Annotated in this window: 3 protein-coding genes; all 3 read right to left on the minus strand. The window is 64.4% G+C overall.

Going from position 1 to position 1,619, the window contains the following annotated elements:
* Positions 1-294, minus strand: a 294-nt coding sequence (locus DMX11_RS25755; RefSeq protein WP_110748642.1) for a DUF2946 family protein, incomplete at its 3' end; no start/stop codon positions are given.
* 113 nt (positions 295-407) lie between these two features.
* Positions 408-1,184: a ParA family protein gene (locus DMX11_RS25760; RefSeq protein ID WP_110748639.1), complete on the minus strand. Its 777-nt coding sequence runs from the start codon at positions 1,182-1,184 to the stop codon at positions 408-410.
* 145 nt (positions 1,185-1,329) lie between these two features.
* On the minus strand, positions 1,330-1,619 hold a 290-nt coding region (locus tag DMX11_RS25765; protein ID WP_146230387.1), incomplete at its 5' end, for a GGDEF domain-containing protein.

The following is a 1,619-nucleotide window of genomic DNA, read 5'->3' on the forward strand; positions in this document are numbered from 1 at the left end:
GGCAAAGGCTTGCGCCGGGGTGAATGACCAGCCGCCGCTGCTGAGCGGTACGGCCAGGCCGAACGAGGAGCACACCGGGCAGTCGAGCTGGGCCATGTGCTGGTCGCCGCCGGCGCCGTCGAGGTCGATGGCAACGCCATGCTCGCTGTTGATCGAGCAAAAGCCACCTTCCAGGCCGGCCAGGCGCAGGCCGCCCATCTGGCCGTGATGCAGGCCACACAGCAGCAGGCTGAACAGGACGCTGGCGTAAAGCGTCCAGGCCGTCAGCGTGCGGGTGTGCCGGGAAATGTTCATGGCGGCGAATCTACCATTCGGCTAAAGGGCCGGGTAGCCTTTTCGCCGCGGATTTTTCGGCTGCTGTGCAGCCCGCTCGATCGGTCCCGAGGGGGCGCGGTTTCCTGGGGTAATCAGGCAGCGCGCTCGAGCACATCCAGCAAATCGACGAACTCCAACGCCAGCCTGTGCCGCGGCGCCAGGTGCACCAGTGGTACCGAGGCCTGGTGCGACTCACGCATCTTGATGGAATTGCTCAGGTACACCGGCAACACCGGCAGGCCTTCGCTGCGTAACTGCTCGACCAGGGTATGGTGCAGCGCGGTGCGCCCGGCGAACTGGTTGACCACCACCCCCTCCACTTGCAAGGCCGTGTTGTGGTCCTGACGCAGCTCTTCGACCTCGGCCATGACGCTGTGCAGTGCCTGGCGCGAGAAGCTGTCGCAGTCGAACGGGATCAGCAGGCGCTCCGCTGCCACCAGTGCGCTGAAGGTGTAGAAGTTCAGTGCCGGCGGGGTGTCGATATAGATCCGCTCGTAGTCCTCGCCAAGCTCCACCAGCAGCTTGCGCAGCTTGTTGATCTTGAACTTGCTCTCCAGCTTGCCTTGCAGGTCGCTGAGGTCGGGGCTGGCGGTGACCAGGTGCAGGTTGCTGTAGCGGGTTTCGGTGATCGCCACGCGGTGCTTTTTGCCGGCAGCGGCGACCGGCGACAAGGTCTGCCGGAAGAAGTCGGCGATGCCGGCGGGAATGGCGTCATTGACCAGGCCGGTCAGGTAATAGGTGGCATTGGCTTGCGGGTCGAGGTCGACCAGTAACGTCCGGTAGCCCTCGGCGGCACTGGCCGCGGCGAGGTTGCAGGCGATGCTGGATTTACCGACGCCACCTTTCTGATTGAAAACCACACGACGCATGAGACGCTCATCCATGAAATGAAAATGTCAGGTTGGGGTCAATCCTATGACTGAAAGGCGACAGTTTTATGACAAGGATTGTTACAACCCACACTTTCATCTGCGTCTGGACCGGCCCTTGCGGCGGACGGCGGAAACACGCGGTTCAGGAAGTGACCACCCGATTACGCCCCTCCTGCTTGGCCCGGTAGAGGGCCTGGTCAGCCTTACCCAGTGCCTCCGCCGGCTCGCTCCCGGCCTCGCCATCCCAGTACGCCACCCCCAGCGACAACGTCACCGCGCCCACCGGCTCCACCGGCGTACCCTGCACCGACACCCGGAGGCGCTCGGCCACCACCGCTGCCACTTCCAGGCTGGCCCCTGGCAGCAGCATCAGGAACTCCTCACCCCCGGTACGGCACAGCAGGTCGCCCTCGCGGCAACCACGCCGCATCA

This window comes from Pseudomonas sp. LB-090624, assembly GCF_003205205.1.
Taxonomy (GTDB): Bacteria; Pseudomonadota; Gammaproteobacteria; order Pseudomonadales; family Pseudomonadaceae; genus Aquipseudomonas.

Excerpts from the sequence above, each read along its gene's own strand:
- DMX11_RS25760 (WP_110748639.1), bottom strand. The coding sequence starts at position 1,184 with ATGCGTCGTGTGGTTTTCAATCAGAAAGGTGGCGTCGGTAAATCCAGC.